27 protein-coding genes are annotated in these 25,573 nt (G+C 52.9%); 10 read left to right on the forward strand and 17 right to left on the reverse strand.

Annotation, left to right across the window (positions count from 1 at the left end; all coding sequences use genetic code 11):
• Window positions 1-23: 23 nt before the first annotated feature.
• The 8 genes from ACI43T_RS05130 to argH all read right to left on the reverse strand — a co-directional run bounded on the left by ACI43T_RS05130 (window position 24) and on the right by argH (window position 6,447).
• Window positions 24-473, reverse strand: coding sequence for a protein YgfX (locus ACI43T_RS05130; protein WP_405385729.1), 450 nt, complete (start codon window positions 471-473; stop codon window positions 24-26).
• A gap of 4 nt (window positions 474-477) precedes the next feature.
• Entirely contained in the window at window positions 478-837 is a 360-nt protein-coding gene (locus ACI43T_RS05135; protein ID WP_377081222.1) for a hypothetical protein, read from the reverse strand.
• A gap of 73 nt (window positions 838-910) precedes the next feature.
• A complete protein-coding gene (locus ACI43T_RS05140; protein WP_009173913.1) occupies window positions 911-1,639 on the reverse strand; it encodes an amino acid ABC transporter ATP-binding protein in 729 nt (242 codons plus the stop codon).
• Between the two features lie 11 nt (window positions 1,640-1,650).
• Window positions 1,651-2,094 (reverse strand): YecR family lipoprotein, encoded by a 444-nt coding sequence (yecR, locus tag ACI43T_RS05145; protein ID WP_377081225.1) that lies wholly within the window; start codon window positions 2,092-2,094, stop codon window positions 1,651-1,653.
• A 39-nt stretch (window positions 2,095-2,133) separates the two neighbouring features.
• Window positions 2,134-2,907, reverse strand: coding sequence for a 16S rRNA (adenine(1518)-N(6)/adenine(1519)-N(6))-dimethyltransferase RsmA (gene rsmA, locus ACI43T_RS05150; protein ID WP_377081227.1), 774 nt, complete (start codon window positions 2,905-2,907; stop codon window positions 2,134-2,136).
• 136 nt (window positions 2,908-3,043) lie between these two features.
• Window positions 3,044-3,640, reverse strand: a complete 597-nt coding sequence (locus tag ACI43T_RS05155; RefSeq protein ID WP_405385732.1) for a Maf family protein — start codon at window positions 3,638-3,640, stop codon at window positions 3,044-3,046.
• Between the two features lie 804 nt (window positions 3,641-4,444).
• Window positions 4,445-4,993 (reverse strand): gamma carbonic anhydrase family protein, encoded by a 549-nt coding sequence (locus ACI43T_RS05160; protein WP_377081541.1) that lies wholly within the window; start codon window positions 4,991-4,993, stop codon window positions 4,445-4,447.
• A gap of 74 nt (window positions 4,994-5,067) precedes the next feature.
• The gene (gene argH / locus ACI43T_RS05165; protein WP_377081539.1) at window positions 5,068-6,447 is read right to left on the reverse strand and encodes an argininosuccinate lyase; all 1,380 of its coding nucleotides are present in this window, start codon (window positions 6,445-6,447) and stop codon (window positions 5,068-5,070) included.
• Window positions 6,448-6,523: 76 nt separating this feature from the next.
• On the opposite strand from argH, the gene ACI43T_RS05170 reads away from it, so the two are divergent.
• Window positions 6,524-7,564, forward strand: a complete 1,041-nt coding sequence (locus ACI43T_RS05170; RefSeq protein ID WP_377081537.1) for a sensor histidine kinase — start codon at window positions 6,524-6,526, stop codon at window positions 7,562-7,564.
• A gap of 185 nt (window positions 7,565-7,749) precedes the next feature.
• Here ACI43T_RS05170 and ACI43T_RS05175 read toward each other — a convergent pair whose 3' ends face one another.
• Complete coding sequence (locus tag ACI43T_RS05175) at window positions 7,750-8,496, reverse strand: amino acid ABC transporter permease (RefSeq protein ID WP_377081535.1); 747 nt, start codon at window positions 8,494-8,496, stop codon at window positions 7,750-7,752.
• 336 nt (window positions 8,497-8,832) lie between these two features.
• Between ACI43T_RS05175 and trhP the strand changes: the two genes are divergently transcribed.
• The 6 genes from trhP (at window position 8,833) to ACI43T_RS05205 (ending at window position 13,612) form a co-directional block, all read left to right on the forward strand.
• Window positions 8,833-10,185 (forward strand): prephenate-dependent tRNA uridine(34) hydroxylase TrhP, encoded by a 1,353-nt coding sequence (trhP, locus tag ACI43T_RS05180; protein WP_405385733.1) that lies wholly within the window; start codon window positions 8,833-8,835, stop codon window positions 10,183-10,185.
• Window positions 10,186-10,241: 56 nt separating this feature from the next.
• Window positions 10,242-10,442 (forward strand): hypothetical protein, encoded by a 201-nt coding sequence (locus ACI43T_RS05185; RefSeq protein ID WP_003777093.1) that lies wholly within the window; start codon window positions 10,242-10,244, stop codon window positions 10,440-10,442.
• Window positions 10,443-10,669: 227 nt separating this feature from the next.
• Window positions 10,670-11,407, forward strand: coding sequence for a methionine ABC transporter ATP-binding protein (locus tag ACI43T_RS05190; RefSeq protein ID WP_405385734.1), 738 nt, complete (start codon window positions 10,670-10,672; stop codon window positions 11,405-11,407).
• Window position 11,408: 1 nt separating this feature from the next.
• A complete protein-coding gene (locus tag ACI43T_RS05195) occupies window positions 11,409-12,095 on the forward strand; it encodes a methionine ABC transporter permease (protein WP_009173923.1) in 687 nt (228 codons plus the stop codon).
• Between the two features lie 77 nt (window positions 12,096-12,172).
• The gene (locus tag ACI43T_RS05200; RefSeq protein ID WP_405385735.1) at window positions 12,173-12,628 is read left to right on the forward strand and encodes a hypothetical protein; all 456 of its coding nucleotides are present in this window, start codon (window positions 12,173-12,175) and stop codon (window positions 12,626-12,628) included.
• Between the two features lie 66 nt (window positions 12,629-12,694).
• Window positions 12,695-13,612 carry a MetQ/NlpA family ABC transporter substrate-binding protein gene (locus tag ACI43T_RS05205; RefSeq protein WP_405385736.1) on the forward strand — a complete coding sequence of 306 codons (918 nt, stop codon included), beginning with the start codon at window positions 12,695-12,697 and terminating at the stop codon, window positions 13,610-13,612.
• A gap of 79 nt (window positions 13,613-13,691) precedes the next feature.
• Here the strand turns inward: ACI43T_RS05205 and ACI43T_RS05210 are convergent, their stop codons facing one another.
• Together ACI43T_RS05210 and ACI43T_RS05215 are read right to left on the reverse strand one after the other, a co-directional pair.
• Entirely contained in the window at window positions 13,692-14,171 is a 480-nt protein-coding gene (locus ACI43T_RS05210) for a DUF3465 domain-containing protein (protein WP_405385737.1), read from the reverse strand.
• 88 nt (window positions 14,172-14,259) lie between these two features.
• Window positions 14,260-15,048: a hypothetical protein gene (locus ACI43T_RS05215; RefSeq protein WP_405385738.1), complete on the reverse strand. Its 789-nt coding sequence runs from the start codon at window positions 15,046-15,048 to the stop codon at window positions 14,260-14,262.
• Between the two features lie 95 nt (window positions 15,049-15,143).
• On the opposite strand from ACI43T_RS05215, the gene ACI43T_RS05220 reads away from it, so the two are divergent.
• Entirely contained in the window at window positions 15,144-15,395 is a 252-nt protein-coding gene (locus ACI43T_RS05220; RefSeq protein ID WP_405385739.1) for an NGO1151 family protein, read from the forward strand.
• 112 nt (window positions 15,396-15,507) lie between these two features.
• Window positions 15,508-16,323 (forward strand): basic amino acid ABC transporter substrate-binding protein, encoded by an 816-nt coding sequence (locus tag ACI43T_RS05225; RefSeq protein ID WP_297958317.1) that lies wholly within the window; start codon window positions 15,508-15,510, stop codon window positions 16,321-16,323.
• 77 nt (window positions 16,324-16,400) lie between these two features.
• Here ACI43T_RS05225 and serS read toward each other — a convergent pair whose 3' ends face one another.
• A complete protein-coding gene (serS, locus tag ACI43T_RS05230; protein ID WP_405385740.1) occupies window positions 16,401-17,696 on the reverse strand; it encodes a serine--tRNA ligase in 1,296 nt (431 codons plus the stop codon).
• Window positions 17,697-17,858: 162 nt separating this feature from the next.
• Window positions 17,859-20,240 carry a phosphoenolpyruvate synthase gene (ppsA, locus tag ACI43T_RS05235; protein ID WP_405385741.1) on the reverse strand — a complete coding sequence of 794 codons (2,382 nt, stop codon included), beginning with the start codon at window positions 20,238-20,240 and terminating at the stop codon, window positions 17,859-17,861.
• Window positions 20,241-20,657: 417 nt separating this feature from the next.
• On the opposite strand from ppsA, the gene ppsR reads away from it, so the two are divergent.
• Window positions 20,658-21,479 carry a posphoenolpyruvate synthetase regulatory kinase/phosphorylase PpsR gene (gene ppsR / locus ACI43T_RS05240; protein WP_377080081.1) on the forward strand — a complete coding sequence of 274 codons (822 nt, stop codon included), beginning with the start codon at window positions 20,658-20,660 and terminating at the stop codon, window positions 21,477-21,479.
• Window positions 21,480-21,580: 101 nt separating this feature from the next.
• On the opposite strand, the gene ACI43T_RS05245 is transcribed toward ppsR, so the two are convergent.
• From ACI43T_RS05245 to yjgA, 4 genes are all read right to left on the reverse strand, one after another.
• Window positions 21,581-21,976 carry a hypothetical protein gene (locus ACI43T_RS05245; protein ID WP_009173933.1) on the reverse strand — a complete coding sequence of 132 codons (396 nt, stop codon included), beginning with the start codon at window positions 21,974-21,976 and terminating at the stop codon, window positions 21,581-21,583.
• 478 nt (window positions 21,977-22,454) lie between these two features.
• The gene (gene recJ / locus ACI43T_RS05250) at window positions 22,455-24,155 is read right to left on the reverse strand and encodes a single-stranded-DNA-specific exonuclease RecJ (protein WP_377080083.1); all 1,701 of its coding nucleotides are present in this window, start codon (window positions 24,153-24,155) and stop codon (window positions 22,455-22,457) included.
• 103 nt (window positions 24,156-24,258) lie between these two features.
• On the reverse strand, window positions 24,259-24,969 hold the full coding sequence (locus ACI43T_RS05255; protein WP_377080085.1) for a hypothetical protein: 711 nt from the start codon (window positions 24,967-24,969) through the stop codon (window positions 24,259-24,261).
• Between the two features lie 57 nt (window positions 24,970-25,026).
• Window positions 25,027-25,539, reverse strand: coding sequence for a ribosome biogenesis factor YjgA (yjgA, locus tag ACI43T_RS05260; protein ID WP_405385835.1), 513 nt, complete (start codon window positions 25,537-25,539; stop codon window positions 25,027-25,029).
• Window positions 25,540-25,573: the final 34 nt, after the last annotated feature.

The following is a 25,573-nucleotide window of genomic DNA, read 5'->3' on the forward strand; positions in this document are numbered from 1 at the left end:
CCAAACAAACCCGGCTTTGCGGATTACGGCTCCGCCGTTTCAGACGGCCTGCCCTCTCCGCTGCGGCACCAGCGCGCCCACACCGACAACAGGCGGTATTCTTCCCGCGTCGTCATATCGGGCAACACCAGATGCCGGATTTTGCGCCCGCCCGTATCCCATGTTAAGAACATCGCATGGCGCGAGACCACCGATTCATCGCACAATACCGCCGAAAGGCAGGTTTGTCCGCCGTAGATGCAGACGGTTGCCTGTTGCAGGCGGTCGACTTCAATCCGCTTGACCGCATTCCGGTATCGGAAGCGCTGCACCCTCAAAGCATGGGCGAAACTCACCGCCAATGCAGCCAGCCCCGCCCACATCATCCAACCGTAAAACCAAGCCAGACAGGCCGCAACGGCGGCAAGATGCAGTAAAACGGCGGCCCGCAGCAGCGTGCGCGAAGGCTTCAAGGCCGTCTGAAAAGCGCGCACGGCGTCATCCCATATCGTCGAAAACAGGATCGAGGTTCAATTCGCCCTCTTCCATGTCCACCACAAGGTCATGGATTTCCACTTCGAAAAATTCCCAAAACGCCTTCAGGCTCATATCTTTCGGCCAGGCCGCCTCGTCAACCGCCCATCCCGACACTTCCGCCTTGAAAACCTCCGCATAGCGTTCGTCAAAATAGGCGACGACCTCTTCCGGCGTTTCAAACTCAGGCACTAAAAACACCGAACAGTTGGTACGGAGCTGCTCCAACGTAAGGTTGACGCCCTCCTCGTCAATATGGTTCAGCCAGTCCAGAAAACGGGCGGTCGGTTTGAGCACGACGGCGGTACGGTCGACAAAATACATGGATATTCCTTTCAGGTTGCGGCTTACGCATGAAAAACCCCGAATTCAGACGGCCTCGGGGTCTTGGAATGGTTTAGTGGGTCATCACCTGCTGCAAGAACTGCTTGGCGCGTTCATGTTTGGGATGGGTGAAAAACTCTTCCGGCGAACCTTCTTCGAGAATCCGTCCGTGGTCGACGAAAATCACGCGGTCGGCCACCTCGCGGGCAAAACCCATTTCGTGGGTAACACACATCATGGTCATGCCGCTTTCAGCCAAATCCTTCATGACTTTCAGCACTTCGCCGACCATTTCCGGATCGAGTGCGGAAGTCGGTTCGTCAAACAGCATCACGCGCGGTTCCATCGCCAGCCCGCGCGCAATCGCCACGCGCTGCTGCTGCCCGCCCGAAAGCTGGCTGGGCAGTGCGTCTTTTTTATGCGCCAACCCCACGCGCTCGAGCAGTTCCATCGCTTTTTTCTGCGCCTGCTCCAAACTCTGCTTTTTCACCTTCATCGGCGACAGGATAATGTTTTCCAAAACGGTCAGGTGAGGATAAAGATTAAAGCTTTGAAACACAAAGCCCACTTCCTCGCGCACTTTGTTCAAATCGGTTTTCGGGTCGGCAACATTGATACCGTCCACCCAGATTTCACCGCTCTCGATGCTTTCGAGCTGGTTGACCGTGCGGATTAAAGTCGATTTGCCGCTGCCCGAAGGCCCGCAAACCACCACGACCTCACCCTGCCCCACTTCCAGACTGACGTCGTTGATAACGTGCAGGTCTTTGAAATGTTTGTGTACATTTTTGAATTTAATCATATCGTTTGAATTTAATGTCGATTAATCGGCTGTAACGTAACTTCCTGTTGAGTAGAAGCAGGAATATTAATGATAATCTGCTGGCCCTGCTGGGCAGCATAAGAAGATTGGGAAACGTTTCGTGAAGGAATTTGTTGGGTGGGATAATTGTAACTACCCGTACATTGATACTCAGTTATCACTCTAAATCTTTCACAACCAAATCCATTATTTTCTATACATTGTTTACTACTTGTACCAAATGCTTCCGCATCAGAATATCCCCAAGCATTACATCGTTTTACAGCCTGTTCTTGTGATGCTTCCCTATTAATCATTGGGGATTCAAACAAGGCATAGTCATAAGCCATTTTCACAATTCCATCAGCCTTACTCCCACTTATCGGGACCATAGTTTTATGAGTAGCACAAGCACTGACAACAAATAAAGATAATACAACAAGGGACGTTTTCATTGATTTTCCTTTTCTTATTTAGTTATAAAGAATTTTAAATTACTTGCAAGCTAAATAATTGCTCAGTTCCACATATTTTTCCGGCACGATATGTTCGGCACGGTCTTGCGGACTGATGCCGACTGCCTGCAAATCCTCGTCGTCGGCAAATTCTTTCAGATTGTTGCGTATGGTTTTGCGGCGTTGGTGGAAGGCAAGTTTCACCAGTTTGGCGAAATGCTCGAAATCGTCCGCCTTGCCGATGCGGTGTTTCACCGGAATCATGCGCACCACCGCCGAATCCACTTTCGGCGCTGGGTCGAACGATTCGGGCGGCACGTCAATCAGCAGCTCCATATCGAAAAAATATTGCAGCATCACGCCCAAGCGGCCGTAGTCGTTGCTTTTCGGCGCGGCAACCATGCGCTCGACCACTTCTTTTTGCAGCATAAAGTGCATATCGACGACATCGTCCGCCACTTCCGCCAGCTTGAACAAAAGCGGCGTGGAAATGTTGTACGGCAGGTTGCCGACGATTTTCTTTTTGCCCGCTATGCTGTTGAAATCAAACTGCAACACATCGCCTTCGTGAATCACCAGCTTGTCGGCAAACGGCAGCGTTTTCAGACGGCCTACAATGTCGCGGTCGATTTCGATAACGTGCAGGCGGTTCAGCTTCTTCGCCAAAGGTTCGGTAATCGCCGCCAAGCCCGGACCGATTTCAATCACCACATCATCGGCCTGCGGGCGGACGGCGTTGACAATATCGGCAATAATGCGCGTGTCCTGCAAAAAATTCTGCCCGAAGCGTTTTCTGGCTTTGTGTTCTTTCATTCCGCTTCTTTTCCATAACGACAAGTGCGCATTGTAACTGAAAACAGGGTTCTGTTGACAATCCGATAAACCTTTCAAAATTGGGGCCGTCTGAAACCACCGCGCCAACGGTTTCAGACGGCCTCAACGGCGATAATCAGGCAAACGGCGGCACGCCAAAACCAAACTGTTTCAACAGCACGGCCGTTTCGTAAACGGGCAGGCCCATCACGCCGGTAAAACTGCCTTGCAAATGCTCGACAAACACGCCGCCCAAACCCTGAATACCGTATGCGCCCGCCTTGTCCATCGGTTCGCCGCTTCGGATATAGGCGGATATTTCTTCGGCAGACAAGGTTTTGAAACGCACGTCGCTGGTTTGTAAAACGCCGCGCGCCTTTCCCTGCCAATATACGCATACGGCGGTCAGCACCTGATGCGTCCGACCCGAAAGCCGCGCGAGCATTTCGGCTGCCTGGGCTTCGGTTTCCGGTTTGCCGAGGATGTGGTTTTGGTAGGCGACCGTGGTGTCGGCGGTGAGAATCGGATATTCGGGCGGTTCGCCGTATGCGGCAAACCATTGCGCGACGGCGGCGGCATTTTTTTCCCGCGCCATACGTTGCACATAATCGGCGGCGTTTTCGTCGGAATGCGGCGTTTCATCAATATCGGCAGGAATGCGGATAACTTTGAATCCGAGGTTTTCCAGAATTTCGCGGCGGCGCGGGCTGCCGGAGGCTAGGTAGAGGTTCATGGCGGATTTTCCGTAAACATTAAATTAGCATTAACTTTCAAAATTTTGTAAATTAAGGAACAAAATAATAAAATAATAATCAATTTAATACCGACATAAAATCGGTTATCGTATTCAATAAATTACGAATACGAATCAAATCTTAATTAATACAGGAGTAATGTTATGCATGTTTTAACGGTAGATGAATTGAACTTGGCTTCTGGTGGACAAGGTATTGGATGAACGCTAGCCGTAGATGCAGGTAACTTTGTTGGTGGTGGAGCTGGTATGCTTGCTGGGCGGTTTACAGGAATGGCTTTAGGGGCGTTTGGAGGTCCGGTCGGTATAGCTGTTGGAGGAACTATTGGGCAAGCCGTCGGAGGTTATTTAGGGGCTAAATTAGGTTCCTATGTAACTGAAAGAAGCATCAGACCGTAATGGTCTCGTATTAATTAAATATAAACTCTGTGTCATAGCAATATCATAATGCATGACACGGAGTTTTTTCCTGAAACAGTTACTTAATTATACGGCAATATATATATGAAAAAAGAATCAAACGCAAAGTATTATGAAAAATATATTAATCATACATATGTTTTTTTGGCTTATAGCCTTCTTTTCAGTTTCGTTGCATTTGTAGCGAATTTTATCTTAAGCACCTTTGTCATTAATCCCAAATATTTTCTCGGCAAAGACCATTTTATCCCTCTCAGCATTATTTTTATCTTTTCCATCTTGTTGGCTGAGTTTTTCTACCGGCGGTATCTCAAAAAAATTTACAATAATTCCGAATCTACCGATATTGACAGTGGAAACTGATTAATCAGAACTACCCGACGACTGTTTGTGCTGCCACGCCAGCCGCACATAATGCGCGGACGAGTATTTCAAAAATTCTTTTTCTTTTTCGGTCAGCGGGCGGACTTGTTTGACGGGCGAGCCGACATAGAGATAGCCGCTTTCCAGCCGTTTGCGCGGCGGCACGAGGCTGCCTGCGCCTATCATCACGTCGTTTTCAACAATGGTATCGTCCAGAATAATTGTTCCCATACCGATTAATACGCGGTCGCCGATGCGGCAGCCGTGCAGCATGACTTTGTGTCCGACGGTAACGTCTTCGCCGATGATGAGGGGCGAACCTTCGGGTTTTTCGGCGTTTTTGTGCGAAACGTGCAAGACGCTGCCGTCCTGTACGTTGCTGCGCGCGCCGATGCTGATGCTGTTCACGTCGCCGCGCAAAACGGCATACGGCCAGACGGATACGTCTTCGGCAAGCGACACTTCGCCGATGATGACGGAGGTTTCGTCGATGAGGCAGGATTCGTGGATTTGCGGGATGTGGTTTAAGAAGGGGCGGACTGGGTTCATGTTTTACGGTTTCCTTATGTCGCAAAGGCCGTCTGAAAACTTCTTTTTTCAGACGGCCTCTTCCATTACTTGAATCAAGCCAGCAACTGCCGCCAGCGTTTCACTTGGAAGCGCACTTGTTCCGGCGCGGTTCCGCCCAAGTGGTTGCGCGCGTTCAGGCTGCCTTCGGGTGTCAGTACACCGTACACGTCTTCTGCAATCAGGTTGCTGAAGCCTTGCAGGACTTCGAGCGGCAGTTCGCTCAAATCAACGCCCGCTTGGTCGGCGTGGCGCACAGCTTGAGCGACGACTTCGTGGCTGTCGCGGAAAGGCATGCCTTTTTTTACCAAGTAATCCGCCAAATCGGTGGCGGTGGCGAAGCCCTGCATCACGGCGGCGCGCATATTGTCGGGTTTGACGGTCACGCCGCGCATCATGTCGGCGTAAATCCGCAGGGTGTCGATGAGCGTGTCGGCGGTGTCAAACAGCGGCTCTTTGTCTTCCTGATTGTCTTTGTTGTACGCCAGAGGCTGAGATTTCATCAGGGTAATCAAGCCGATAAGGTGCCCGATGACTCGGCCTGACTTGCCGCGCACGAGTTCGGGAACGTCGGGATTTTTCTTCTGCGGCATGATGGACGAGCCTGTGCAGAAACGGTCGGCGATGTCGATAAAGCCGAAACGCGGACTCATCCACAAAATCAATTCTTCAGACAGGCGGCTCAGGTGAACCATAACCAGCGAAGCGGCGGCGGTGAACTCGACGGCAAAATCGCGGTCGGATACGGCATCGAGCGAGTTTTGGCAGATTTGTTCGAAACCCAGCAATTCGGCGGTGATTTCGCGCTGAATCGGATAAGTCGTACCGGCAAGGGCGGCTGCGCCGAGCGGCATACGGTTGACGCGTTTGCGACAGTCGGTCATGCGTTCGAAATCGCGTCCGAGCATTTCGACGTAGGCGAGCATATGGTGTCCGAAACTGACGGGCTGGGCGACTTGCAGATGGGTGAAACCGGGCATGACGGTTTCGGCGTTTTGTTCCGCCAAATCGACCAAGGCCGTCTGAAGGCTCCGAATCAGGTCTTGAATGACGGTAATCTGGTCGCGCAGCCACAGGCGGATGTCGGTGGCGACTTGGTCGTTGCGGCTGCGGCCGGTATGCAGGCGTTTGCCGGCATCGCCGATTTTGTCGGTAAGGCGGCGTTCGATGTTCATGTGGACGTCTTCCAAATCCAGCGACCATTCGACTTTGCCGGCTTCGATTTCTGCTATAATCTCGGCCATACCCTGACGGATGGCCGTTAGGTCGTCTAAGCTCAAAACGCCTGCCTGCGCAAGCATTTGCGCGTGGGCGAGCGAGCCTTGGATGTCCCATTCGGCCAGCCGTTTGTCGAAGTCGATGGAACCCGTGTATTTTTTAACTAATTCGGATACAGGTTCGTTGAAGCGGCCCGACCAGGTTTTGTCGTTACTCATTTTCCATCCTTCAAAAAATCAAAGTAAACCCCGTTGCGGTTTACGATACAAGAATAAAGCTGTTAGGTTTGCACATATGTCCATTATACGTCAAATAGGTTCTTCCTTCGCAGTAGCCGATTTGCGCAATTTCGCCACCACCGCCCGCATGTTGATTGCAGCGTTCACCGCTCTGCTGCTCTTTCCGCTACTGACCAATTCGTCGATGAGTTATGCGGAAGAGGTCAACAAAAACATGTTATGGGTTATCCCCGTGCTGATTTTGGTCATGCTGAAAGCCTACATCATTCATCATTTCGCCCCCCGTCTGCACAATTCGCCCCATGCTTTTTATTACGCCTTCATCCTCAACCAGGTTATTTTCCTGTTTGTCGACGTATTGGTCCTACAGGAAAGCAGCGGCGCATTTATCCAGCATTTTTGTATGTTCAACCTTTTTATGTTGAGCTTTATGTATATTGAGGCCGCCCGCCGCAACAGCCTGGCCCCGTCCCTTTCCGAAGCACGTTTGAGCGCGCTGACCGCCCGCATCCGCCCGCATTTTCTGTTCAACAGCCTCAACGCCGCCATCAGCCTCATCCGCCTGCGTCCGTATGACGCGGAAACCCTGCTGGAAAACCTCGCCAACCTGTTCCGCGCCCAACTGCGCGACGGCAGCCAGAACAGTACGTTGGGTCAGGAAATCGAATGGGCGCAGGAATACATCGCCATCGAGCAAATCCGTATGGGACACACCCGCGTACAGGTCATGTGGCAGCACCACGCGCCCGACGATGCGGAAACCCCCCACCTGTTGCTCCAACCGCTGTTGGAAAACGCCGTATTCCACGGTATCGAAACCACACACCGCCCGGGCATCATCACCGTGATGACGCAGTTGCACAAATCGTCCATCTACATCCGCATCGAAAACCCGTTTATCCCGCCGGAAAACAGCGAAAACGCCAAACCGCACAAAGGCAACTCAATGGCCTTGCGCAACCTAAAAGAACGTCTCACGCTGATGTACGACAGCGATGCCAAAATACAAAGCCGCGAACTCGACGGCACGTTCCGCGTCGACATACGCCTGCCTTACCGCAAGAAAACATCCGACGTGAACCGTCTTTTCGGCTGACGGACGGATATTCCGTTCACAACGTCAAACCGAAACCCTGCCTTCCATAGGAATCGGCAGGGTTTGGTGTGAATACCTACGGAGCCGTAAAGGCACAACCGCCGTTTGTTGACACAGTATATTAAGCCAAACGCAAAGAGGCCGTCTGAAAACCGATTTTTCAGACGGCCTCTAAAGCAACCTTATCAGCGGCGCGGTTGGTTGTAGCGGTTTTCCATCCGCAGGAACATCCAGCCCAGACAAGTCGTCAATACCAGATAAATCAACGCCACCGTATAAAGCGGTTCCTCATACACCGAATACCGTCCCGAAATCGCTTTCTGCACCGCCAGCAGTTCTACCACGCCGATAACGGAGAGCAGCGAACTGTCTTTCAGCAGGGTAATGAACTCGCTGGCCAGCGGCGGCAGCATACGGCGCAGCGCCTGCGGCAGAACCACATAACGCATCGCCTGCCGGTAATTCAGGCCCAAAGAGCGGGCAGCTTCCATCTGGCCTTTGTCGATAGACTGGATACCCGCCCGGAAAATCTCACTGATATAGGCACCCGAGTTCGCAATCAACGCCAGCGAACCGATAATCAGCGGGCCGTAAGCCTTGCGCAGCTCGTTGGCTTCCTCGCCGCTGAGGAGGATACCGTTGACCGGATGGACGAAAATCGGAAACCAAACGTAAGCCCAGATAATAATCTGTACAAACAAAGGCGTACCGCGGAACAGCGTTACATACAGCAGCGAGATCTTACGCACCAGCCACACTGCCGCACGCAGGACGGCACCTGCTTTTTCCAGATGAATCAGGCGCGCCAGTGCCAGCAGCAATCCCAAAATCGAACCGCCCAAAGTTCCTATCACGGTCAGGCCGAGCGTCGTCAGCACGCCGTACAGGAACATCTCGCGGTATTCGTAAATAATGTCAAAACGGAAATTCATGTTCCACTCTTATCTCAAAATGCTGTAGAAACGAATTTGCCATTTTACAAGAAAACACATTTCCTGAATGCTTTTTCCGCAATTAAATTTACCCCTGCCGCCGAACGCAATGCGACAGGCCGTCTGAAAACCGGTTGCGCCTGTAAACCGGCACACGGCATTTCATGCCAATTTCCCTTGAAAAACAAGGCAGACCGCCCCCGCTCCCCTCGCCGTGAAATTGACCCGAAAAACAAAAAAGCGGATAATCGCCGACTCTTCCGAACACCTTTCAGACGGCCTGTTTAGCAAGATTACGAAGGCCGTCTGAAACATTCAAATCTAAAGCACACCGCAATGAAAGCACCCGAACTCCTCCTTCCCGCCGGTGGCCTCGAACGTATGCGCGCCGCCTACGATTACGGCGCAGACGCCGTTTATGCCGGCAGCCCGCGTTACTCCCTGCGCGCCCGCAATAACGAATTTGCCAAACTCGACGTCCTCGAGCAAGGCATTAAAGAAGCGCACGAGCGCAACAAAAAATTCTTTTTGACCGTCAACACCCTGCCGCACAATTCCAAGCTCAAAACCTTCGTCGCCGACATGGAGCCGCTGATTGCCATGAAGCCTGACGCGCTGATTATGGCGGATCCGGGTTTGATTATGACCGTGCGCGAAAAATGGCCGGAGATGCCGATCCACCTGTCCGTACAGGCGAACACCACCAACTACTGGGGCGTGAAATTCTGGCAGAACATCGGCGTCGAGCGCATCATCCTGTCGCGCGAATTGAGCATGGAAGAAATCGCCGAAATCCGCCAAGAATGCCCCGACATCGAACTCGAAGTCTTCATCCACGGCGCATTGTGCATCGCCTACTCAGGCCGTTGCCTATTGTCGGGCTATTTCAACCACCGTGACCCCAACCAAGGCACCTGCACCAACTCCTGCCGCTGGGACTACAAAGTCCACAACGCCGTCGAAAGCGACGCGGGCGACGCCCAGCTTCTGCAAGGCTTCAACTTTGAAAAAGCCCAAGAAGAAGCCAACCAAAACTTCGAAGGCATCAACGGTCAGAAACGCCACCCCTACGCCGACAAAGTTTTCCTGATTGAAGAGTCCAACCGCCCCGGCGAAATGATGCCGATTATGGAAGACGAACACGGCACCTACATCATGAACTCCAAAGACCTGCGCGGTATCGAAGTCGTCGAAAAACTCGCCAAAATCGGCGTGGACAGCCTCAAAGTCGAAGGTCGCACCAAGTCGCTCTACTACGTCGCCCGCGTCGCCCAGTCCTACCGCAAAGCGATTGACGATGCCGTCGCAGGCCGTCCGTTCGATTACGGCTTGTTAAGCGAACTCGAAGGCCTCGCCAACCGCGGTTACACCAGCGGCTTCCTCGAACGCCACCAAACCCAAGACTATCAAAACTACCTCAGCGGCCATTCCACCGCCAAACAAAGCCAATACGTCGGCCACGTTACCGAAATCGACGCCGAAGGCTGGGCAACGGTGGAGGTCAAAAACCGCTTTGCCGTCGGCGACACTTTGGAAATCATCCATCCCGAAGGCAACCAAACCGTTACGCTGGAACAAATGACCCGCAAAGGCACAGCCGTCGACGTCGCCCCGGGCAACGGCATCCAAGTCAAAATCCCGAATATGCAGGGCAAAGAAAAAGCCTTGCTGGCGCGGGTCATCAAATAATCATGAGGTCGTCTGAAATTTTTCAGACGACCTTTTGCCTTTTGTTAAGGAATTGTATGAACGAAGAAACCAAACAGGCGGCTCAGACCATAGGTCGTCTGAAACGTAAAGCCAGCGACGAAGAACGGCTGCAAGGCTGGCGCGAAACCTGCGCCGAACAAGGGTTAAGCGGCGAATTTATCCTGACCGCCAAGCTCAACGGCGCGGCGTATACCGAGGAAGAAGCCCGCATGGTGGCGGAGCTTTTCGGCAAATAAGCTGACAATTTATTATTTTAAAATTACAAATCATATCAAAACTTGACAAAGTTACTGATTTTGATTATAGTCGTATCTGAGTTAACATTGCCGATTTGACACAGCTTGCGGGCATAAACAGCTAAAGCGTATTTTCATTTTCTGCTGTTTTTATTCCTTTCTTTATATCCAAGCCCGTTGTGTACAGCATCGGGCTTCTTTTTTTCCAGAAGTATCAGGAAGTATTTATGATTATTTTGGACAACGTTTCCAAACATTACCAAACGCGCGACAAAACCCGTTTTGCCGCCGTCGAGCCGACCAGCCTCGAAATCCAAGACGGCGAGATCTTCGGCCTGATGGGCTATTCCGGCGCGGGCAAATCCACCCTGTTGCGCCTGATTAACCTGTTGGAACGTCCCGACAGCGGCAGGGTCAATGTGTGCGGACAAGAGCTGACCGCGCTTGATGCCGCCGCATTGCGTCAGGCGAGGCAGAATATCGGCATGGTGTTTCAGCAGTTCAATCTTTTGAGCAACCGCACCGTCGCCGACAATGTTGCCTTTCCTTTGGAAATCGCCGGATGGCCGTCTGAAAAAATCAAAGAACGCGTCAAAGAATGCCTTGAAATCGTCGGCCTGACCGAACGCGCCGACCACTACCCCGCCCAGCTCTCCGGCGGACAAAAACAGCGCGTCGGCATCGCCCGCGCGCTCGCGCCCAAACCCCAAGTCATCCTCGCTGACGAACCCACTTCCGCCCTCGACCCCGCCACCACGCGCAGCGTCTTGGAATGTTTGGAAGACATCAACAAACGCTTCAACGTCACCATCGTCATCGTGACCCACGAAATGAGCGTCATCAGACGACTGTGCGACCGCGCCGCCCTCTTGGATAAAGGAAAAGTGGTGGAAATCGTCGAAGTACGCGGCAACCAAATCCACGCCCAATCCGAAATCGGGCGCGAACTGATTCGGGAGGATTGATATGGCAGACTTAACATTCGAACAAGCCGTTTCCACCATCGTCGGCATGAAAGACGAAATCGTCCGCGCCTTGGGCGAAACCTTCGTCATGGTCGGGCTGTCCACCACGATCGCCGTCATCTTCGGCACGCTCTTGGGCGTCTTGCTTTTCGTGACATCCAGCCGCCAGCTTCATTACAACAAACCGGTGAATTTCCTGCTCGACAACTTAGTCAACCTGATGCGCGCCTTCCCCTTCGTCATCCTGATGATTGCCATGATACCCGCGACCCGCGCCATCGTCGGCAGCACCATCGGCCCGATTGCCGCCTCGCTGGTATTGAGCGTGTCCGGCCTGTTTTACTTCGCCCGCTTAGTGGAACAAAACCTGCGCGAAGTCCCCAAAGGCGTGATTGAAGCCGCCACCGCCATGGGTGCGTCGCCGCTTGCCATCGTCCGCAAAGTCCTCTTGAACGAAGCGCGCGCGGGCATGGTTTCCAGCATCACCGTCCTCGCCATCGGACTGCTCTCATACAGCGCGGCGGCAGGCATGATAGGCGGCGGCGGCTTGGGCGACCTCGCCATCCGCTACGGCTACTACCGCTACCAAACCGAAGTCATCATCTTCATCGTCGCCCTCCTCGTGCTGCTCGTTATCCTGATTCAAAGCACCGGCAACGCGTTGGCGCGGAAATTGGACAAACGTTAGAAACTAAACACAAAAATGCCGTCTGAAAAATACGCCTGATGAAATTTCAGACGGCCTTTTGAATGAAAAGATACGGAATGAAATACGCCGGACCAATTTTGATTGCCAATTATTTAATCAATATCGGCGGTACTCTTTGGAGCTATATCGAGCCTGAAGAGATGCCGGACATGTTGTACTTCGGCCTGAGTCTCGGTATGCTGATCGTCCAACTCGCCAGCCTGTACAAATTAAAAAACTCGGCGGCGGGCATCAAAGCGCACAACGGCAAAATGCTGCTGGGCGATATGTGCTTCTTTATTTTGCTGTGTCTTGCAGTCATGGCCGTTTTTATTTTAATAGACATTATTGCGGCATTTATCCTAACGGATGCAACGGGCGTCAATGAAGACGCGTTCGTCCTTACGACGGATTTGGTTACGTCCGTTTCATCGCTGATGATTGAAGCGGGATTAATCTGGCTGTGTTACCGCTCCGCCAAAGGCCTGTACCTCACCATAAAAAACCGTCCCGTTTCCCATAAATGGATTTAAAATTCCACCTGTCCCGACGGCAGAGGCCGTCTGAAAAATCGACTTAACACTCACCAGGAGTAAAACATGCAGACAAACACCTTCTTCAAAACCCTTTCCGCCGCCGCGCTCGCCGTGGTACTGGCAGCCTGCGGCGGTCAGAAAGACAGCGCGCCCGCTGCCGCATCCGCCGCATCGCCGGCTGCCGACAACGGCGCGGCGAAAAAGGAAATCGTCTTCGGCACGACCGTCGGCGACTTCGGCGATATGGTCAAAGACCAAATCCAACCTGCGCTGGAGAAAAAAGGCTATACCGTCAAATTGGTCGAATTCACCGACTACGTCCGCCCCAACCTCGCTTTGGCAGAAGGCGAACTGGACATCAACATTTTCCAGCACAAACCTTATCTGGACGACTTCAAAAAAGAACACAAATTAGACATCACCGAAGCCTTCCAAGTACCGACCGCGCCTTTGGGCCTGTATCCGGGCAAACTGAAATCGCTGGACGAAGTCAAAGACGGCAGCAGTGTTTCCGCGCCTAACGACCCGTCCAACTTCGCCCGCGCGCTGGTCATGTTGAACGAATTGGGCTGGGTTAAGTTGAAAGACGGTGTTAATCCGCTGACCGCTTCCAAAGCCGACATCGCCGAAAATCCGAAAAACATCAAAATCGTAGAACTTGAAGCCGCACAACTGCCGCGCAGCCGCGCCGACGTCGATTTCGCCGTCGTTAACGGCAACTACGCCATGAGCAGCGGCATGAAGCTGACCGAAGCCCTGTTCCAAGAACCGAGCTTTGCCTACGTCAACTGGGCTGCCGTCAAAACCGCCGACAAAGACAGCCAATGGCTCAAGGACGTAACCGAAGCCTACAACTCCGACGAGTTTAAAACCTACGCACGCAAACGCTTCGAAGGTTACAAATACCCTGCCGCATGGGGTGAGAATACAGCAGCCGGCGCGAAAGCCGAAGCCGCTTCCACCGCTTCCGCAGCAAAATAAACGGGCGTTTTAAACCCAAAGGCCGTCTGAAAAACCATTTTTCAGACGGCCTTTGGGTTTGTTCGTTTTAAAACAACTTTTACCAGTAAATCCTGCCGTTATGCTTCAACCAGCCGTCGGCATGGCGTCCGGCCGGATCGCGGTGCGTCCAATGGATAACGCCGCCCTGCTTGGACCATTCGTATTCGCCGTAAAAGCCGACCGTATCACCTTTTTTCAAGCCTTTGATTTTGTCGGCCAAGTCGATATTGTGCGCCACCAAAAGCGTCTGCCCGCTGGACAGCTTCAGGATAAACCGCTGGTGGCGCGAACCTTTTTCATCATCGGGCAGGGTTTTGACGACTACGCCCCGGCCCTCAATCTGAATGTCGCCGCGTCCGGCTTCAAAAGCCTGCCGCAAAACCTGTTCGGCGCTGCCCTGCCCTGACTTGGCGTCGGACGAACGCTTTTCAGACGGCCTCTCGATAACGCTGCGGCCCCGCCCCGCCTCATGCTGCTGAAATTGCCGGTAGCCGAATACGGCCAGCGCGGCAACGATAATCCACACCCATCTTTTCATGTTTTGTCTTCCAATCAAACCTTTCGATAAAACAACAATCCGGATAAAAAACAACAGCAGCTTGCCGCTGCTGTGTTTCCGTTTCGCATCAACGTTTGTATTTCATCTCGTATTTCAGGTCGGTCAGCACTTTTTTAATGTTGTACTCCAACACTTCCTCCACCAACTGCGGCGCCTGTTCGTTAAGCGTCTGCTGGAGCTGGTAGGTAAAGAGCGCCATCTGTTTCTGCACCGCGACGCGTATCATGCCGTTGACGGCATCGGCCACATGCGGCCGCATCCGTTCAATCAGCCGCTCGGTCAGGTCTTTTTCGGAAAGGCAGAACACTTCCTTGCGATTGACTGCCTGCGGGTTCAATACGTTAATGTTGACTGCGATGCGCGGCCCCTCTTCCGCCGCGAGGCCGTCTGAAACTCCGCTCTCGGCCGCCGCGCCTTCCTGCTGCCCTTCTGAAGAAGGCCGATCGCTTTGCTCGGGAGCGGCAAACTCCACTTTTTGATGCTTCGGGTTCAGCCATACCGTACGGGTGCTGTCGATTTGTTTGTCCGACGCTTTCATCTGCAACGACGACTGCGCACTCAGCCAGTTTTCCTGCAACAAAACCATGGTGTCGGTTTCCACCTGTTCGGTTTCTTCCAATTCGGCATTGTGTTCGCGCTGCCATTGCTCCAGATATTCCATTAATACCTTGTCGCGCGTTCCGGCATCGAGTTTGTACGTTTCGGTTTCGACCGGTTTCTCGCGCGCCGATTCTTTAATCAGCGGTGCATGGGTATAGGGGGCGTTTATCTGACGGGTTTGACGCAGTTTTTCCAAACGGCTTTCCCAGTCAAACGATTCTTCCGGCTGTTCCTGCTTGGGGGTATTCGTTTCCATTTATCATGTGCCTGTCGGTTGTTCCGTTGCGCAAACCGACCCAGCGGTTTGCTATATAATAACGCGGTATTTTAACAGATTCCGAAAGAACTATCATGAGCAGCATCGAACAACGCCTCGAATATCTGGAAGAAGCCAATGACGTTTTGCGTATGCAGAACCATATCCTCGCAACCGCTATCAAAGGGCTTATCCGCGCCCTTCCCCCCGAAACCGCGCAAGATGCCGTCGAGTCCATCCAACTGGCCTTCGAGGACGCCTTGGACGAACTGAACTACGAAGACAGCCCGCATATCGATTTATTCCATGACGTAACTTACGCCTTCTTCCGCGAAAAAGAACGCTAATCCGCCGGAGAAACGGGACAATATTCATTTCATAACAATCCCGCCGCATTTAATGTAAACTTATGCTAAACTAAACGACCGTCCCTACCAACAAAAGACTTAAGGAATCCCCATGAACATGAAAAAATGGATTATCGCCGCCGTGGCCTGTTCCGCATTGGCACTCGGTGCCTGCGGCGGGCAAAATAAAAATTCGTCGGCAGCCAATCCCGAAAAAGTTTACCGCGTCGGCATGAATGCCGAATTTGCGCCGTTCGAATCGCAAACATCAGAAGGCAATGTGGAAGGCTTCGACGTCGATTTGATGAATGCGATGGCCAAGGCCGGCAACTTCAAAGTGGAATTCAAACACCAGCCTTGGGAAAGCCTGTTCCCGTCGCTCGGCAACGGCGACATCGACATCGTCATATCCGGCGTAACCATCACTGACGAGCGCAAACAATCCATGGATTTCAGCGACCCCTATTTTGAAATCACGCAAGTCGTATTGGTTCCGAAAGGTAAAAAAGTCGCTTCTTCCGACGATCTGAAAAACATGGCCAAAGTCGGCGTCGTAACCGGCCAAACGGGCGACTTCTCCGTTTCCAAACTCTTGGGCAGCGACAATCCGAAAATCTCCCGCTTTGAAACCGTACCGCTGATTATCAAAGAGCTGGAAAACGGAGGGCTGGATTCCGTGGTCAGCGACAGCGCCGTTATCGCCAATTATGTGAAAAACAATCCGACCAAAGGTCTGGATTTCATCACCCTGCCCGATTTTTCCGTTGAAAACTACGGCATCGCGGTGCGCAAAGGCGACGAAGCAACCGTCAAAATGTTGAATGATGCCCTGAAAAAAGTACGCGAAAGCGGCGAATACGACAAAATCTACGCCAAATATTTCGCTAAAGAAGAAGCAAAAGCAGGAAAGGCCGAAAAAACCAAATAACCCGGTTTGATTGCCGATATAACTTTAGAGGCCGTCTGAAAACTCGTTTCAGACGGCCTCTTCTTTAGCAAAAAAAATTAATTCGCTTCCAGTTTAGCAACTCCGCCCATATAAGGCTGCAAAGCGGCGGGAATATTGATGCTGCCGTCGGCGTTTTGATGGTTTTCCAAAACCGCGACCAAAGTGCGGCCGACTGCCAAGCCGGAGCCATTCAAAGTGTGTACCAAGCGGTTTTTGCCATTTTCGTCTTTGAAGCGTGCTTTCATGCGGCGGGCTTGGAAATCTTCGCAGTTGGAGCAGCTTGAGATTTCGCGGTAGGTGTTTTGCGCGGGAACCCAAACTTCCAAGTCATAGGTTTTGGTTGCGCCGAAGCCCATGTCGCCGGTACACAGAGTAATCACACGATAGGGCAGTTCCAAAGCCTTCAGGATGTTTTCGGCATGACCGACCATTTCTTCCAGCGCTTCGTATGATTTTTCGGGATGAACGATTTGCACCATTTCCACTTTGTCGAATTGGTGTTGGCGAATCAGACCGCGCACGTCTTTACCGTATGCGCCCGCTTCGGAGCGGAAACATGGGGAATGGGCGGTCAGTTTCAGCGGCAAATCGCCTTCCGCCAAAATGCTGTCGGCAACGGTGTTGGTCAGCGTCACTTCGGCGGTCGGAATCAGATATTGTGTTTTTTTGCTCTCGTCGCCGCCGCGGGTAACATGGAACAAATCTTCTGCAAATTTAGGCAGTTGGCCTGTGCCTTGCAGGGTAGTGTCGTCCACGATGTAGGGCGTGTAATGCTCGGTGTAGCCGTGTTTCAGCGTGTGCGTATCGAGCATGAATTGCGCCAGCGCACGGTGCAGGCGGGCGATTTGACCTTTCATGACGGTAAAGCGCGCGCCGGACAGTTTCGCGCCGCCTTCGAAATCCAAACCCAAAGGTTCGCCCAAATCGACATGGTCTTTGATTTCAAAGTCAAATTCGCGCGGCGTGCCGACTTTGCGGACTTCGACGTTTTCGGTTTCGTCTTTACCGACAGGCACGCTTTCGTGCGGCAGGTTGGGAATGCTCAACAACCATGCGTCCAATTCTTTCTGAACGGTATCCAAATCGGCGGCGGCCTGCTCCAAATCGGTTTTGATCTGGGCGACTTGATCCATGGCTGCCTGCGCCTCTTCGTGTTTGCCCTGTCCTTTCAATGCGCCGATTTGTTTGGAAATGCTGTTGCGCGAGGCTTGCAGTTCTTCGGTTTTCACTTGGACGGCTTTGCGCTGCTCTTCCAAGGCATTGAAACGTGCGGTATCAAACTCGTAACCGCGCTGCGCCAAACGTTCGGCGACGGCTGCGGTGTGGCTGCGGAGCTGTTGGATGTCTAACATTTTGTTCTCTCGACGGGATTCATAAATGGCGTCATTGTAAACCAATTTTAAGGGAATTTCATGGAACAGGCCGTCTGAAACTGATTTTCCGGCAAATGTAAAACCGCCCTGCCTCCTCTGGCAGAGCGGTTTGCCGTTTTATATTTTTCAGACGGCCTCTGTTTATTTACCCAATTCCTCAGCCAGATACAGCCAAGTTTCGATAACGGTATCCGGGTTCAGAGATACGCTTTCGATACCTTCTTCCACCAGCCATTTGGCAAAGTCGGGATGATCCGACGGACCTTGGCCGCAGATGCCGACGTATTTGTTTTGCTTGCGGCAGGCGGAGATAGCCAGGTGCAGCATCACTTTGACGGCGGGATTGCGCTCGTCGAACGATTCGGACACCAAGCCGCTGTCGCGGTCGAGGCCGAGGGTCAGTTGGGTCATGTCGTTGGAACCGATGGAGAAGCCGTCGAAGTATTGCAGGAATTGTTCCGCCAATACCGCGTTGCTCGGCAGTTCGCACATCATAATCAGGCGCAGGCCGTTTTTGCCGCGTTCCAAACCGTTTTCCTTCAATGCCTTAACCACCGCTTCGGCTTCGCCCAAAGTGCGGACGAACGGAATCATGATTTCGACGTTGGTCAGTCCCATTTCGTCACGGACGCGTTTAAGGGCCTTGCATTCGAGCGCGAAGCAGTCTTTAAAGCTGTCGGCAACGTAACGCGCCGCACCGCGGAAGCCCAGCATCGGGTTTTCTTCGTGCGGTTCATAGAGGTTGCCGCCGACCAGGTTGGCATATTCGTTGGATTTGAAATCGGACAGGCGCACGATGGTTTTGCGCGGATAAACCGATGCAGCCAGCGTCGCCACGCCTTCGGCAATTTTATCGACATAGAAATCGACCGGAGAGGCATAACCTGCGATGCGGCGGGTGATTTCGGCCTTCAATTCGTCGTCCAAGCCGTCAAATTCCAACAGGGCTTTCGGGTGGATACCGATTTGGCGGTTAATGATGAACTCCATGCGCGCCAAGCCGATACCTTCGCTGGGCAGGCCGGAGAAGCTGAATGCCAGTTCGGGGTTGCCGACGTTCATCATGACTTTGACGGGTGCTTTGGGCATATTGTCCAAAGCGACATCGGTAATCTGCACATCCAGCAATCCGGCGTAAATCAAGCCGGTATCGCCTTCGGCGCAGGATACGGTTACGTCTTGGCCGTCTGAAAGCAGACCGGTCGCATCGCCGCAGCCGACGACGGCGGGGATGCCCAGTTCGCGCGCGATAATGGCGGCATGGCAGGTGCGCCCGCCGCGGTTGGTAACGATGGCGGAAGCACGTTTCATCACCGGCTCCCAATCCGGGTCGGTCATATCGGTTACGAGTACGTCGCCGGCTTCGACGGTATTCATTTGCGATGCATCTTTTACCAAACGTATTCTGCCTTGTCCCACCCGCTGGCCGATGGCGCGCCCTTGGCACAACACGTTTTTCTCACCATTGATGGCGTAGCGGCGCAGGCTGCGGCTGCCGTCTTCCTGAGATTTCACGGTTTCGGGACGGGCTTGCAGGATATAGAGTTTGCCGTCGATGCCGTCGCGCCCCCATTCGATGTCCATCGGGCGGCCGTAGTGTTTTTCAATCGTCAGCGCGTAGTGTGCCAGCTCGGTGATTTCTTCGTCGGAGATGGAGAAGCGGTTGCGGTCTTCTTCGGGCACATCGACGTTCATCACGGATTTACCGGCTTCGGCTTTGTCGGTGAAAATCATTTTAATTTGTTTCGAACCCATAGTTTTGCGCAGAATCGCGGGTTTGCCCGCTTTCAGAGTGGGTTTGAACACATAGAATTCGTCGGGGTTAACCGCACCTTGAACGACGTTTTCGCCCAAGCCGTAGGAAGAAGTAACGAAAACGACTTGGTCGTAACCGGATTCGGTATCGAGGGTGAACATCACGCCGGATGCGCCGCTGTCGGAACGGACCATACGCTGCACGCCTGCCGACAACGCCACCACGTCGTGCGCAAAGCCTTTATGGACGCGGTAAGAAATGGCGCGGTCGTTGTACAGGGAGGCAAACACATGGTGCATGGCTTCTTTTACATTATCCAAGCCGTTGATATTCAGGAAAGTTTCCTGTTGGCCTGCAAACGATGCGTCGGGCAGGTCTTCTGCGGTGGCAGACGAACGCACCGCCACGGAAATGTCCGCGCCTGCATCGGCCACCATTTTATTCCACGCCTCTTCGATTTCGGCGTTCAGTTGTTCCGGAAACGGCGTGTTCAAAATCCATTGGCGGATTTCCTTGCCCACACGCGCCAACTCGGCAACATCTTCAATGTCCAACTCGGCCAACGCGGCCGAAATGCGTTCGCTCAAACCTTCGTGCGCCAAAAAAGCGCGGTAGGCTTCGGCTGTGGTCGCAAAACCGCCGGGAACGCGCACGCCCTTTTCAGTCAACTGACTGATCATCTCGCCCAAAGAGGCGTTTTTACCGCCCACACTCTCCACATCGGTCATGCGCAGGTTTTCAAACCAAATAACGTAGTTGTCAGCCATTTGTTGTGTCCAATTCAAAATGTTAAAAAAGAAATGAGTCCGCTCGGGTATTTTAAGGCATTCAATCCGCCCCTGTCATGTACTTTATCCCTTGACAAACATTGCAGGTGTCTGAAAAATTGCCGCTTCCGACCATGTAGCAGAATGAAATCCAACCGGCGGGAACATATGCTCCGTATGTTATCATCTTGTAAAACAGGGGTTTTGCAATAGGTTAATGATTTTTCCGCCCTAATATTAACACAAAATATTAGCATTAAATACCAATTATTTTATGATTCACCATATAAAATTGGTATTTTTATTTCATTCAACTTCAATTGTAACCACCTGTAATCAAAGCTTTCCCGCTTTATTCCCTGCGGTTCTCTTGCTATGATGATTCGAAACCGTCCTGAACACTAAGGAAAACACCCCATGACCGTCACACGCAATATCTTTTATATTTCCGACCGTACCGGCCTGACCGCTGAAAACATCGGCGAAGCCTTGCTCAACCAGTTCAGCAACATCGAATTCAAGCGGGCTACCTACCCCTTTATCGACACCGCCGAAAAAGCCCGTTCGGTCGTCGACATCGTCAATCGGGCCGCCGAATCGCAGGGGCGGCGGCCGATTGCCTTCGTCAGCGTGGTCAACAACGAAATCCGCCAAATCATCAAGGAAGCGAATGCTTTTCAAATCAACTTCTTCGATACTTTTCTCGGCGAGTTGGAAAAAGAGTTGGATGTCGAAGCCACCACAGCCCACCACGGCCACCACGGCATCGGCAACACCCAGCGTTACGACGCGCGTATGGAGGCGGTCAATTTTTCGCTCAACCATGACGACGGCGTCAGCGACAAAAACCTGAAAGAGGCCGACGTCATCCTGATGGGCGTATCGCGTTCGGGCAAAACGCCGACCTGCCTCTACCTTGCGCTGCAATACGGCATCCGCGCCGCCAACTACCCACTGATTCCCGACGATTTGGAGTCGGCCGACCTGCCGCGCATGGTCAAACCCTACAAAGAAAAGCTGTTCGGCCTCACCATCCAGCCCGAACGCCTCCAGGCCATCCGTCAGGAACGCCGCCCCAACTCGACTTATTCCAAAATCGACACCTGCCGCAGCGAAATCTCCGATGCGCAAAGCATGTTCAAGCGCCACGGCATCCCGTTTACCAACACGACCGACAAATCGGTGGAAGAACTGGCCGTACATATTTTGCAGGCGTGCAAATTGAAACGGCGGTTTTAAACGTTTTTTGCAGCAATGAGGCCGTCTGAAAACGATTTTCAGACGGCCTCGGCCAAACGGAACGTACGTTCCGCCGTCATCCGGTTTACCCGAACCGTTTTTTAAAACCTGCGGTAACGGCGCTCGTCCGAACGGCGGCGGGCATCGTCGATGCGGCGTTCGCGCGCCCGACGGGCTTCATCGATACGGCGATCGCGGGCTTCGTTATATTCGCGCTGCTTTCTTTCCAGCGCTTCATCGTATTTGCGCTGGCGTTCTTTCAAAGCGTCATAGTAGCGGTCGCTTTTTTCATCCAACATGTCATCGTAGCGGCGGGGGTCGTCTCCCCTGTATTGCTCGCTTTTGCGGCGCAGCGCCTCATCATACCGGTCTTGTTTTTCACGCAGCGCCTCGTCGTGGCGGTATTGTTTCTCGCGCATCGTGTCATTGAGCCGGGGAGCTGCCATCAATGTGGCAGAAGTCGCCAGCAACAGGGCGGCAGCAATCAGTTTTTTCATTTCGAACTCTCTTTCTTAAGTTTCAAAACAGATACACGCAACCTCGTCCGGTTGCTGGCCGTTATCTTAGCCGCACACGCGTAAACATGTGTCAACACGCAGACAATCTTCACTAAAACTGCCGCCCGTTTGTTATCCGCCGTTACCTCCCGTACTTTCGTCTTAAAGAAAGGCGGTACTTGGTACAAAATCCTGCAAAACAGGACAATGGGGTTTACGTTTCTTGTATAAAAGGCCGTCTGAAAATGTTTCAGACGGCCTTTAGCATACAGTTTGCCTACTTCCTGACCAAAAAATGAATCCCTAACGGCGTCAGCGCAATGCCCGGCATTTTCTGCAATGCGCGTAATACAGCCCACCAGCACGGAGAGGCCCTGAACATCAGGCGATTTCTGTCCGACGTGGCAGCAGTTGCCGATTGCAGCGGCGGACGGGGAAAGGAATAAGGGATTTGTTTTTTCAGACGGCCTTTTGCCGTTTACGCCGCTTCCCAATAATCGATATAAAGCTGCAATTCCATCTGATTGCGCCATTCGTTTGCCACGGGGCGGTAAACCGTGCGGATGTATTCGGGGATGTCTTCGCTGCACCGCCAAAACATGGCTTCAAATTCGTAGCCGTCTTTTTGCAGCCAGACTTTTTTATGTTTGCCCTCCGCGCCCAAGGGTTGCTGGCGGATGACGTGAAATTCGTCGGTAAAGCTCGGCGGCGCGAAGCCTTGTCCCCAAACATGGCGGGCGAGGTTTTGCGCCTGTTCCAGCGTGATGTCGCAGGCTTTCAGGCTGCCGTCGGTGATGAAGGTTTGCGACAAGTCGTCTTCGCAAACCATTTCGCGCACGGCTTCTTCAAAGGCCGTCTGAAACGCGGGAATGTTGTGTTCGAGTATGCTCAAGCCCGCCGCCATCGCGTGTCCGCCGAATTTCAAAATCAAATCGGGATGGCGTTTGGACACCAAATCCAAAGCGTCGCGCAGGTGCAGGTTGGGAATGGAACGCCCCGAACCGCGCACTTCGCCGTTGTCAGCCGGGGCGAAAACGATAGTTGGACGATAGAAGCGGTCTTTGAGGCGGCTGGCGACGATGCCGACCACGCCTTGATGAAAGTCGTCGCGGTAGGCGACCAGAGTCGTCTGACCTGAAGGCAGGGTTTCAGGAAAGGCGTTCAGCGCGTCTTGCAGCATGGACTGCTCGATTTCGCGGCGTTCGATATTGAGGTCGTTCAACTGCGCCGCCAATGCCTGCGCTTCCGCGTCGTCGCGCGCCAACAGGCAGGCAATGCCGACCGACATATCGTCGAGCCGTCCGGCGGCGTTGATGCGCGGACCCAGTGCGAAACCCATGTCGAAAGGCTGAGCTTTGCGCCAGTCGCGCCGCGCCACTTCAAATAAGGCGCGGATGCCGGGACGCATCTTGCCGGAGCGCATCCGTTTCAAACCTTGCGACACGAGGATACGGTTGTTGTGGTCAAGGGGAACGACATCGGCGACGGTGCCGAGTGCGACCAAATCCAGAAGTTCGCCCAGATTCGGCTCTTTAAGGTCGCCTGAAAAATAATCGCGGCGGCGCAATTCGGCACGCAACGCCATCAATACATAAAAAATCACGCCCACGCCCGCCAGACTTTTACTTGGGAAGCCGCAGCCTTTTTGGTTCGGATTGACGATGATGCAGTCGGGTACGGTTTCGGCGGGCAGGTGGTGGTCGGTAACGATCACGTCCAAACCCAATTCCTGCGCCCGCGCCACGCCTGCAATGCTGGCGATGCCGTTGTCGACCGTAATCAGCAAATCCACGCCTTGCGCGGCGGCGATTTCGGCAAGCTCGGGCGTCAAGCCGTAGCCGTGTTCGAAACGGTTGGGTACGAGGAAATCCACCGCCGCGCCCATCGCCGCCAAACCGCTCATGCCGACGGAACACGCCGTCGCGCCGTCGGCATCGTAGTCGGCGACAATCAGGATTTTTTCCTTGCGCTCGATGGCATCCGCCAGACGGCGGGCGGCGGCTTCGCAATTCGTCAGCGATTGATAAGGCAGAAGGCCGGCGAGTTTGTCGTCCAATTCGGCAGGACTCTGCACGTCGCGCGAGGCGCACAGGCGGGCGATTAAAGGGTCGGCGCCGGCGGTGAGCAAATCATCGAGGACGTTTTGGTTGATAGGGCGGGTTTGGATTTTGACGGGCATGGTGTGCGGGTACGGAGAAATGGGATTGGTATGTTTGAAACGTGTATTTTAAGGCGGGAAGGCCGTCTGAAAACAGTCATGCTGTTTTCAGACGGCCTTAAGATTATTTGCGGACAGTATCCGCTACCTTGCCAAGCGCGGTAAGCGGTAAGACCAACACTGCGCCGACAGCATCCAATGCCAGTGTAAACGGCGTTTGCAGAATATTGTTTGTCAGCTTCCACCCATCAGTCTTTGTTTTGGTTTCCTTGTAATAGATTCTGACAGGAACGCTTTTTTCAAAGCGGTAATCCTCGGCAACATTGTTAGGCGTGGCGTAATAATTGCCTTTGGCAGACACGCAACGTGTGTACACTGTTTTTTCATCGAGTTCGACGGATTTGAATGCTAACTTTTCCAGTTTGGCAATATCGGCAGCCTTGTTCGTGTCATAACGCAGACAGAATTTCGAACTGAATGTCTGCTTTTCAGGCGATTCCAACTCAACCGGCAAAGCTTCGTAGGCATAGCTCGGGTTGTGCTGAACCATTTGAAACTGCTTGTCCAACTTGACATCCAAAATAGCCTTCAACTCGGCAGAATCTTTAGAATTGACAACAAACCAATATTTGCCGCCCATCATGACCAGGCTGCCTTTTTCCAATTGCATGTTGTCCTTGGCTACCACGCCGAATGCGTGGATCTGATCTTTGGCAACAGTTTTCTCAGCATAGGTTTTGTGAAACGGATCGTTCATCCCCCAAAGCATGGCAGTACAACCGTTGAGTGTCAGCGTGCCAATCAGCAGCGCAACCATCGTGTGACGAAATCGCATATTTTTTCCTAGTATTTTGGCAGTCTGCAAAAGAGAGGCCGTCTGAAAGCAGAAAGCTTATTCGGCTTCCGAACCTTCACCCGCTTCCATCACGGCCTTGATTTCTTGAAACAGGGCGCGGAAGTTTTTCGGCGGTTTGTTTTGTTCCTGCTCTTTTTTCGTGTTGCGGATTAAGGTGCGCAGTTTGCCTGCGTCGGCATGGGGGAAGTCCGCCATGAATTGCGTAACCGCGCCGTCGTCCGCCAGCAGGCGGTCGCGCGCCTGCTCGATGCGTTGCAGAAAGGCGTTGTGCGCCGCATTGTCGCCGCGCAGTTTGGCGAGGAACGCTTCAATCGGCGCGGGGTCGGTGTCGCGCATCAGGCGGCCGATAAACTGGCCTTGGCGTTTGAGCGCGCCGTTGGAAGTGATTTTCTTATAGGCCAGCACCGCTTCGAGCAGCTCTTCGTCCAAACCGATCTTCTTCAGGGTGTCGGGAGAGAACTTGGTCAGCTCCATGCCCAAGTCCTGCAAATCGTTCATCTGCTTTTTCATACGGGTCCTGCTGACCCATTCTTCTTCCTGTTCAAACATGGCTTGCGGGTGCTCTGTCATTTTCAATCCGCGT

Origin of the sequence: Neisseria oralis (assembly GCF_045062685.1) — a bacterium.
GTDB classification, from domain to species: domain Bacteria; phylum Pseudomonadota; class Gammaproteobacteria; order Burkholderiales; family Neisseriaceae; genus Neisseria; species Neisseria oralis.

Coding starts and splice junctions, on each gene's coding strand:
- ACI43T_RS05135 (WP_377081222.1), bottom strand. CDS start 837: ATGTATTTTGTCGACCGTACCGCCGTCGTGCTCAAACCGACCGCCCGT.
- ACI43T_RS05140 (WP_009173913.1), bottom strand. CDS start 1,639: ATGATTAAATTCAAAAATGTACACAAACATTTCAAAGACCTGCACGTT.
- yecR (WP_377081225.1), bottom strand. CDS start 2,094: ATGAAAACGTCCCTTGTTGTATTATCTTTATTTGTTGTCAGTGCTTGT.
- rsmA (WP_377081227.1), bottom strand. CDS start 2,907: ATGAAAGAACACAAAGCCAGAAAACGCTTCGGGCAGAATTTTTTGCAG.
- ACI43T_RS05155 (WP_405385732.1), bottom strand. CDS start 3,640: ATGAACCTCTACCTAGCCTCCGGCAGCCCGCGCCGCCGCGAAATTCTG.
- ACI43T_RS05160 (WP_377081541.1), bottom strand. CDS start 4,993: ATGAACCCAGTCCGCCCCTTCTTAAACCACATCCCGCAAATCCACGAA.
- argH (WP_377081539.1), bottom strand. CDS start 6,447: ATGAGTAACGACAAAACCTGGTCGGGCCGCTTCAACGAACCTGTATCC.
- ACI43T_RS05170 (WP_377081537.1), top strand. CDS start 6,524: ATGTCCATTATACGTCAAATAGGTTCTTCCTTCGCAGTAGCCGATTTG.
- ACI43T_RS05175 (WP_377081535.1), bottom strand. CDS start 8,496: ATGAATTTCCGTTTTGACATTATTTACGAATACCGCGAGATGTTCCTG.
- trhP (WP_405385733.1), top strand. CDS start 8,833: ATGAAAGCACCCGAACTCCTCCTTCCCGCCGGTGGCCTCGAACGTATG.
- ACI43T_RS05185 (WP_003777093.1), top strand. CDS start 10,242: ATGAACGAAGAAACCAAACAGGCGGCTCAGACCATAGGTCGTCTGAAA.
- ACI43T_RS05190 (WP_405385734.1), top strand. CDS start 10,670: ATGATTATTTTGGACAACGTTTCCAAACATTACCAAACGCGCGACAAA.
- ACI43T_RS05195 (WP_009173923.1), top strand. CDS start 11,409: ATGGCAGACTTAACATTCGAACAAGCCGTTTCCACCATCGTCGGCATG.
- ACI43T_RS05200 (WP_405385735.1), top strand. CDS start 12,173: ATGAAATACGCCGGACCAATTTTGATTGCCAATTATTTAATCAATATC.
- ACI43T_RS05205 (WP_405385736.1), top strand. CDS start 12,695: ATGCAGACAAACACCTTCTTCAAAACCCTTTCCGCCGCCGCGCTCGCC.
- ACI43T_RS05210 (WP_405385737.1), bottom strand. CDS start 14,171: ATGAAAAGATGGGTGTGGATTATCGTTGCCGCGCTGGCCGTATTCGGC.
- ACI43T_RS05215 (WP_405385738.1), bottom strand. CDS start 15,048: ATGGAAACGAATACCCCCAAGCAGGAACAGCCGGAAGAATCGTTTGAC.
- ACI43T_RS05220 (WP_405385739.1), top strand. CDS start 15,144: ATGAGCAGCATCGAACAACGCCTCGAATATCTGGAAGAAGCCAATGAC.
- ACI43T_RS05225 (WP_297958317.1), top strand. CDS start 15,508: ATGAACATGAAAAAATGGATTATCGCCGCCGTGGCCTGTTCCGCATTG.
- serS (WP_405385740.1), bottom strand. CDS start 17,696: ATGTTAGACATCCAACAGCTCCGCAGCCACACCGCAGCCGTCGCCGAA.
- ppsA (WP_405385741.1), bottom strand. CDS start 20,240: ATGGCTGACAACTACGTTATTTGGTTTGAAAACCTGCGCATGACCGAT.
- ppsR (WP_377080081.1), top strand. CDS start 20,658: ATGACCGTCACACGCAATATCTTTTATATTTCCGACCGTACCGGCCTG.
- ACI43T_RS05245 (WP_009173933.1), bottom strand. CDS start 21,976: ATGAAAAAACTGATTGCTGCCGCCCTGTTGCTGGCGACTTCTGCCACA.
- recJ (WP_377080083.1), bottom strand. CDS start 24,155: ATGCCCGTCAAAATCCAAACCCGCCCTATCAACCAAAACGTCCTCGAT.
- ACI43T_RS05255 (WP_377080085.1), bottom strand. CDS start 24,969: ATGCGATTTCGTCACACGATGGTTGCGCTGCTGATTGGCACGCTGACA.
- yjgA (WP_405385835.1), bottom strand. CDS start 25,539: ATGTTTGAACAGGAAGAAGAATGGGTCAGCAGGACCCGTATGAAAAAG.